Source organism: Kineosporia sp. A_224, assembly GCF_002198655.1.
GTDB lineage: Bacteria > Actinomycetota > Actinomycetes > Actinomycetales > Kineosporiaceae > R-H-3.
The window spans coordinates 1-7,415 of record NZ_MWLN01000101.1 but is presented as its reverse complement, the minus strand read 5'-3'; the positions used below and the strand labels follow the sequence as shown (position 1 = coordinate 7,415).

Sequence of the window (7,415 nt, the reverse complement as noted above, 5' to 3'; positions counted from 1 at the left end):
GTCACGACCGCGGCCCGGCGCGCGCGGCGGACCTGGCCGCCGGGGCCGTCGCCGGCCGGTTCGGGGTGGTGCTCGCCGCGGCGTCGGCGCCGCAGGCCGTCGAGGGGGCGGCGCTGGCCCTGCTCCTCGACCGGGCGGGCCTGCTCCCCGACGGTGCCGGGGCGCCTGCCCGCGGCCCGGGCCTGCCCGACCGCCTCGGTGGCCTGCTGGCCCGCGGCGGCGACGCGACCGAGCACCTCGTCGACGCGGTGCCCGGGGTGCTCGAGGGGCTGCTCACCCCGGTGCCAGCCGTCGGCCCGGTGTGGGCCGCCGCGGCCGGCACCGACTGGCCGCCGCGCTCGACCCCGCAGGTGTCGGCGCTGCTGCTCGCGCTCGCCGGCGCGGGCGGGCTGCTCGGGGACTCCGCCCGGGTCCGCACGAGCAGCGGACCGGCGACCACGGCCGCCGCGCCGGGCGGCGTCGCCGACCTCGCCGGGCTCGTCCGGTCCGCCTACCCGGGCGGCGGCGGCGCCCCGGGCTCGGTCACGGTGACCCGGCTCGACGCCCCCGGCGGCGCCCGGTCGTGGGTCGTCGCGGTACCGGGCACCCAGGTCTGGGCGCCGCGTTCGGGCGAGAACCCGCTCGACGTGACGAGCGACGCCCGCAGCCTCGCCGGCCGCAGCTCGGCGGCAGAGGCGGCCGTGCTCGCCGCGATGCGGTCCGCCGGCATCCGGTCCGGCGAGCCGGTCTGCCTCGTCGGCCACAGCCTCGGCGGCATGGTCGCCGCCGGGCTCGCGGCGGACCCGGACGTCCGCCGCCGGTACGCGGTCCGCGAGGTCGTGACGATGGGCTCGCCCGTCGCGGCCTACCGGGTGCCGCCCGACGTCGGCGTCCTCGCCCTCGAGCACGGCGACGACCTCGTCCCGCGGCTCGACGGCACGCCGAACCCGGACCGGTCGACCTGGGTCACCGTGCGACGCGACGTCACCGCCCCCGGCGCCCTCCCCGACGTCGTCGCGACCCATGACGTCGACGAGTACGTCCGGACGGCCGGCCTCGTCGACGCCTCGCACGACCCGTCGATCACCGCGGCCCGGTCCCGGCTCGCGCCGTTCCTCGCTGCGCCGGGGGTCACCGCGACCGCCGTCGACGTCACGGCGACCAGGGTGCCGGGGTGAGAGCTGAACCGGACCCGGTTCCATGATCGTGAAGTCTGGTGAGTCAGTAGGGTCGCCCTGCCCTGCAGTGAAAGGAGCCCCGAGTGCGCGTCGACGTCAGCACCGGTGCCAAGGCTGCGGCAGCTGCCGCCTCGATCGCAGCCCTCGTCGTGCTGGTCGTCGTTCAGCCGTGGTCAGCACCGGGCGGCACCGGGCAGCGCTCCTGGGACAGCGTCATCACGCACGAGCAGCCGACGCCGATGACGGACGAGGAGTACGAGCGGGCCGCCGAGGACGCGACGCAGACCTACGATGCCGACCTCGACGACTACCCGGAGTCGCAGGAGGGTCTGGAGGTCGCGACCGGCAACGAGGGCGACATGGGTGACACCGTCACCGACACGGCGCCGCCGGGCGTGCCCTGACCATCAGCCCCGCGTCGCGAGCGCCCGCTGCAGCCCGACGAACCCGGCCTGCCGTCCGATCGACAGCCGCACCGCGGCCTTCGCGAGCACCATGTCGTCGGCACCCGCGGGCAGCGTGAGCGCCACCTCGGCGACCTCGGCGATCTGGGCCCGCTGCTCGGCGACGAACGTCGCGTCGACGACGTCCCCGTGCCCGGGGACGACGTTGCGGCGCAGCCGGGGGAGCACCGACTCCAGGGACGCCGCCCACTCCAGCGGGAACGAGTCCTCGAAGGCCGGCGGCGAGCCCTCCTCGACGATGTCGCCGACGACCGTGACGTCCGCGTCCGGGACGTCGACGACCGCGTCGTGCCCGGTGTGCGCGCGGCCGGGGTGGTGCAGGACGACGTGCCGGCCGCCGAGGTCGAGGGTCGTGTCCTGGGTGAAGGTCCGGTTCGGCGGCACGATCGTCACGGCCTCGACGGCGGCCGCGGTGTCCTCCCGCTCCGACTCGCGCATCCACTGCACGGTGAGCCGGCGCTGCAGCTCGCCGAGCTCCTCGAGGTCGCGGCGGCACCCCTCGTGGCCCCAGATCTCGACGTCCGCCTGGGCCCGCAGGAACGCCGCGTTGCCGAACGCGTGGTCGAAGTGCGCGTGGGTGTTGACGACGACGAACGGCAGCGCGGTCACGCTGCGGATCGAGGCGATGAGCTCCTCGGCGTAACCGTCGTGGGCGTGGGTGTCGACGACGAGGCAGCGGTCGTCGCCGAGCACGAGCGTGACGTTGAGGTCCATCACCTTGTGGCGCTTGACGAGCACCCCGGGGCCGATCTCGCGCCAGAGGTCCTGCCACTGCGGCGGCTCGGGCATGGCGAACGGCGGGTCGAAGGTGAGGTCGTCGGGGATCTGCACGGAGAGGGCTCCTGGGAGGGGCTGTTCGGGGCTGTCGTCGTCGGGTCTGCGGCCGTTCTCCTGGTCGTGACCCCCCTGCTGCGGCACGCGCGGGCGCTCCGGCCGACCGTCCGGGCCCGCCTCGGCGTCGTCGTGGCCGTCAGAGGTCACGCAGGTTCTCCTCCGCGATGATCGCCTCGTCGAGCCGGGGGCTGACCCGGTAGCGCCCGGTCGGGGTCTCCTCGTCGAGCTCGCCGAGGACGGCGGCGACCCGGACGGCGCCGAGCCGGTCGCCCCACTCGAGCGGGCCCGACGGGTAGCCGGTGCCGAGGAGCATCGCGACGTCGACGTCGGTCGCGCTGGCCTCGCCGCGGGCCACGAGGTCGACGGCCTCGTTGACGAGCATCGAGACGGTCCGGGCGACGATGCCGCCCGCGACGTCGCCGATGACGCTCACCTCGACGCCGGCCGCCTGGCAGAGCCCGATCGCGGCGTCGAGCACCTCGACCTCGACGTCGCGCGGCGGCATGAGGGCGACCCGGGTGCACGTCGCCGGGTCGTGCGCCCAGTCGAGCAGGACGACGCCGCCGGGCGCCTCGAGCGACCACGAGCGTGCCGTGCTGCCGTCGGTGACCCGCAGGATGCCCTCGCCGGGCAGCCGCAGACCGGGCAGCTCGTCGAGGACCTCCTCGTCGCTGAGCGCGACGTGCACGACCTCGACCCCGCCCGCGGCGATCCGGTCGAGGAACGGCGCCATCGGGCCGAAGTCGTAGTCGCGGACCTCGACCCGCCGCGGGGCCCGCCTCGGCGGTGCGGTCTGCGGCAGCGCGTCGACCGGGTTCGACCCGTCGTACGTGAAGAACCCGCGGCCGGTCTTGCGACCCAGCCGGCCGCCGTCCACGAGCCGGGTCTGCAGGATCGTCGGGGCGTACCGGGCGTCGTGGTAGGTCTGCTCCCACACCGACCGGGTCACCGCGAGGTTGACGTCCTGGCCGATGAGGTCGGTGAGCGCGAACGGCCCCAGCGGGAAGCCGCCGGCCTCGGTGAGGACGGCGTCCACGGTCGCGGCGTCGGTCGCGCGCAGCTCGACGACCCGCTGCGCCTCGCCGTAGAACGGCCGCGCCACCCGGTTGACGACGAAACCGGGGGTCGAGGTGCAGACGACGGGGGTCTTGCCCCAGGCCCGGGCGACCTCGGCCGCAGCCTCGACCCACTCCGGGGCCGTCGCGTCCCCGCGGACGACCTCGACGAGGCCCATCCGGGGCGCCGGGTTGAAGAAGTGCAGGCCGCCGAACCGTTCCGGACGGCGCAGCGCGGCACCGATCGCGGTCACCGACACCGACGACGTGTTCGTCGCGAGGAGCACGTCCCGGCCGCTGCCGTCGTCCGGCAACGCCTTGTCGACGACGTCCTCGACGGCCCGCAGCAGGTCGCGCTTGGCCTCGAGGTTCTCGACGATCACCTCGACGACCAGCCGGCTGCCCGCGAGGTCGTCGACCGCGGCGACCGGCGCGAGGCGCGCGAGGACGTCGTCCGCCTGCTCGCGGGTGAGCCGGCCGCGGCCGACGTCCTTCGCGAGGCGCCCCGCGATCGAGCGCACGGCGTTCTCCGCCGCGCCGTCGCGGGTGTCGAGCAGCCGCACCGGATGACCGGCGCGGGCGGCGACCTCGGCGATCCCCTCGCCCATCGTGCCCGCGCCGACGACACCGACGACGTCGCTCGGGGTCAGGGGCTCCACACCGGCCAGCCTGCCACAGCCGGGGTGCGTCGGACCGGGCGGTTCGTGGACCGTCCGCCCCGCCCCGGACCGGCGTCCGCGCTCAGGCCTTGATCCGCGCGTTCGCCGGGTCGTAGAGCGGGCGCAGCGACACCGTCGCCGGCACCCGGCGCTCGGCGACCTCGACCTCCCAGGTGCCGGCGTCGACCCACGCCTGCGTCAGCCCCTCGCCGTCGGGCAGCAGGTCCGACGTCGGCTCCAGCATCGCCAGGCCGACGGCGCCGCCGAGCGTCCAGCCGTAGGAGCCGGCCCGGACGTACCCGACCGGGACGCCGTCGCGCCGCACGACCTCGGCGTGCACGAGGAGCGCCTCGGGGTCGCGGAGCAGCACCTGCGCGAGCCGTCGGCGCGGCGGGACGCCGTCCCGGGCCTGCTTCTGCGCGAGCGCCGCGTCCCGGCCGACGAAGCCCCCGGGCTTGTCGAGCGCGACCGCGAAGCCGAGCCCGGCCTCCCAGACGTCGTCGGTGTTGTCGATGTCGTGGCCGTAGTCCCGGTACGCCTTCTCGAGCCGCAGCGACGACAGCGCCTTGAGCCCCACGTGGACGAGCCCGAACGCCGCGCCCGCCTCGACGACCCGGTCGTAGACGTGGACCGCCTGCTCGGCCGGCACGTACAGCTCGTACCCGAGCTCGCCGAGGTAGGTGATCCGCACGAGCAGCACCCGGGCCAGCCCGAGGTCGACCCAGCGGGCGCTGCGGAAGCCGAAGGCCTCGTTCGACAGGTCGGCGCTCGTGAGCGTCTGCAGCAGGTCGCGCGAGCGCGGGCCCTGCACGTTGAGCTGCGCCAGCCCCGACGTCACGTCGGTGACGAAGGCGTGCGCACCCGCGAGCGGCCCGGCCTCGAGCCGGCGCCGCAGATGGGTCTCGACGTGCCGGTGCGCGGTGTCGGACGCGACGACGAGGAAGTCGTCGTCCGCGAGCTTGGTCACCGTGAGGTCGGCCTCGAGGGTGCCGCCCTCGTCGAGCCACTGGGTGTACGTGATGACGCCCGGCGCGCCGTCGACGGCGTTCGCCGACACGTGGTCGAGGAACCGGCCGGCGTCCCGGCCCTGCACCCGGAACTTCGCCATGAACGACATGTCCATGAGCCCGACGCCCTCGCGGACGGCGCGGTGCTCGGCCTCCCAGCACGCCCACCACGGCGACCGGCCCCAGGTCAGCTCGTGGGCGACCGGCTCGACGCCGTGGGCGTTGCCCTCGGGGGCGTACCAGCCGGGGCTCTCCCAGCCGCTCACGTCGCGGAAGTACGCGCCGGCCGCCGCGAGCCGGTCGTGCCACGGGGACCGCTTCGCACCGCGCGCGGTCGTCGGTGACCGGTCCGGGTAGTGGCACGCGTAGACGAGCCCGAGCGACTCGGCGGTGCGGGCCCGGCGGTACTCGGGGTTGGTCTGGTAGGCGTGCAGCCGGTCGACGCCCATCGCGGTGACGTCGACGTCCGGACGGCCGTTCATGACCCAGTGCGCGACGACGCGGCCGATCCCGCCGCCGGTGAGGATGCCGATCGAGTTGAGCCCGGCCGCGACGAAGTAGCCGCGCATCTCGGGCGCCTCGCCGACCACGGGCGAGAGGTCCGGCGTGAACGACTCGGGACCGCAGAAGAAGGTCCGCACGCCGACGTCGAACGACGCCGGCACCCGGGCCATCGCCTTCTCGAGGAACGGGCCCATCCGGTCCCAGTCCGGCGGGATCGTCGTGAACGACGCGTCGGCGGGAATGCCCTCGACCTTCCACGGCGCCGCGACCCCCTCGAAGAGCCCGACCATGAGGCCGCCGGTCTCCTCCCGGAAGTAGCCGTAGGCGCCCGGGTCCTCGAGGACGGGGGCGTCGGGCGACAGGCCCGGCATGTCGTCGGTGATGAGGTAGTAGTGCTCGGCGGCCTGCAGCGGGACCGACACCCCGTTCTGCGCGCCGAGCTGGCGGGCCCACATCCCGGCGCAGTTGACGACGACCTCGCACTCGACGTCCCCGTAGGGCGTCCGGACGCCGGTCACGGCGCCGTCCTTGGTGAGCACCTGCGTCACCGGGCAGCCCTCGACGAGGGTCGCGCCCTGCAGCCGGGCGCCCTTCGCGAGCGCCATCGTCACGTCGACCGGGTTCGCGCGGCCGTCCTCGGCGACGTAGAACCCGGCGAGGACGTCGTCCGTGCGGGCGATCGGGAACATGTCCGCGACCTCGGCCGGGGTGATCTCGTGGACGTCGACCCCGAGGTAGCGGTTGAACGCCGACACCCGCCGGTACTCCTCGAGCCGGCCCGGCTCGGTGGCGACCTCGATGAAGCCGACGGGCTTGAAGCCCGTCGCCTGCCCGGTCTCGGCCTCGAGCCGGGAGTAGAGGTCGCGGGTGTACTGCCGCATCCGGGTCGAGGTCTCGGACAGCGACCCGAAGGTCACCATGAGGCCGGCGGCGTGCCACGTCGTCCCCGACGTGAGCCGGTCGCGCTCGAGCAGGAGGACGTCGCTCCAGCCGGCGTGCGCGAGGTGGTAGGCGACGGAGGAGCCGATGACGCCGCCGCCGATGACGACGACGCGGGCGCGCGCGGGCAGGGTCGGGGTGCTCACGAGGGCGAGGGTATCCCCGCCCCGGCGCCCGCGTCCTGACTCGTGAGTCAGGAGGCGGCGACCCAGACGTAGACGACGCTCCGGTCGGCGACCCAGCCCGACGGCCGGATCTCGATGACCGTCCCGTAGGGCCTGCCCGTGCCGTAGACCCAGTTGTCGACCGGGGTGACCCCGCGGTCCAGCAGCTCGTTGCGGACGTCGAGCAGCGGGCGCCCGGCGTACTTCGTGCTGTCGATGAAGACCTGGCCGGGCCTGGTCGTCGCCGGCGTCGTGGTCGGCCGCGGCGGCTTGGTCGCGACGACCGTCCTCGTCACCGTCCGGACCGTCGTCGGCGCGGCGGTCACCCGGGCGGCACGGGTCGTCGTCCTGGTCCTCGTGCGGGTGGCCGCGGTGGTCGTCGCCACCGGTGCGGCCGGCCCGCTCACCGTCGGCGTGAACGTCGTGACCCGGCTCGTCGGGGTGCCCGCGGCCACCGGCCCGGACGGCGTGGGGCTGCTCGGCGTGATCGTCACCGAGTCGTCGCCGAAGGGCCGGTTGAGCAGGAACGGCAGGCCGAGCCCGAGGAGGACGACGAGCGCGCCGGTCGCGCCGAGCACGGTCGCCGGGCGGACCCGCCGCGGGCGCGTCCCGCGGGTGACGTCGCGGCGGGT

At 75.3% G+C, this 7,415-nt stretch carries 4 protein-coding genes and 2 pseudogenes; 2 read left to right on the top strand and 4 right to left on the bottom strand.

Features of this window, described 5'->3' with window-relative positions:
- Both EDJALFJO_RS08225 and EDJALFJO_RS08220 read left to right on the top strand, forming a co-directional pair.
- A pseudogene (locus EDJALFJO_RS08225) lies at positions 1-1,157 on the top strand (hypothetical protein); the annotation flags it as partial.
- A gap of 83 nt (positions 1,158-1,240) precedes the next feature.
- The gene (locus tag EDJALFJO_RS08220; protein WP_088284047.1) at positions 1,241-1,561 is read left to right on the top strand and encodes a hypothetical protein; all 321 of its coding nucleotides are present in this window, start codon (positions 1,241-1,243) and stop codon (positions 1,559-1,561) included.
- 3 nt (positions 1,562-1,564) lie between these two features.
- Here EDJALFJO_RS08220 and EDJALFJO_RS08215 read toward each other — a convergent pair whose 3' ends face one another.
- The 4 genes and pseudogenes from EDJALFJO_RS08215 to EDJALFJO_RS34135 form a co-directional block, all read right to left on the bottom strand.
- The gene (locus EDJALFJO_RS08215) at positions 1,565-2,602 is read right to left on the bottom strand and encodes an MBL fold metallo-hydrolase (RefSeq protein WP_088284045.1); all 1,038 of its coding nucleotides are present in this window, start codon (positions 2,600-2,602) and stop codon (positions 1,565-1,567) included.
- A complete protein-coding gene (locus EDJALFJO_RS08210) occupies positions 2,592-4,169 on the bottom strand; it encodes a 3-hydroxyacyl-CoA dehydrogenase (protein WP_198950116.1) in 1,578 nt (525 codons plus the stop codon). Before EDJALFJO_RS08210 ends, EDJALFJO_RS08215 begins: the two co-directional genes overlap by 11 nt.
- Before the next feature lie 82 nt (positions 4,170-4,251).
- Complete coding sequence (locus tag EDJALFJO_RS08205; RefSeq protein WP_088284043.1) at positions 4,252-6,765, bottom strand: FAD-dependent oxidoreductase; 2,514 nt, start codon at positions 6,763-6,765, stop codon at positions 4,252-4,254.
- A 47-nt stretch (positions 6,766-6,812) separates the two neighbouring features.
- Positions 6,813-7,415 (bottom strand): annotated as a pseudogene (locus EDJALFJO_RS34135) (hypothetical protein); the annotation flags it as partial.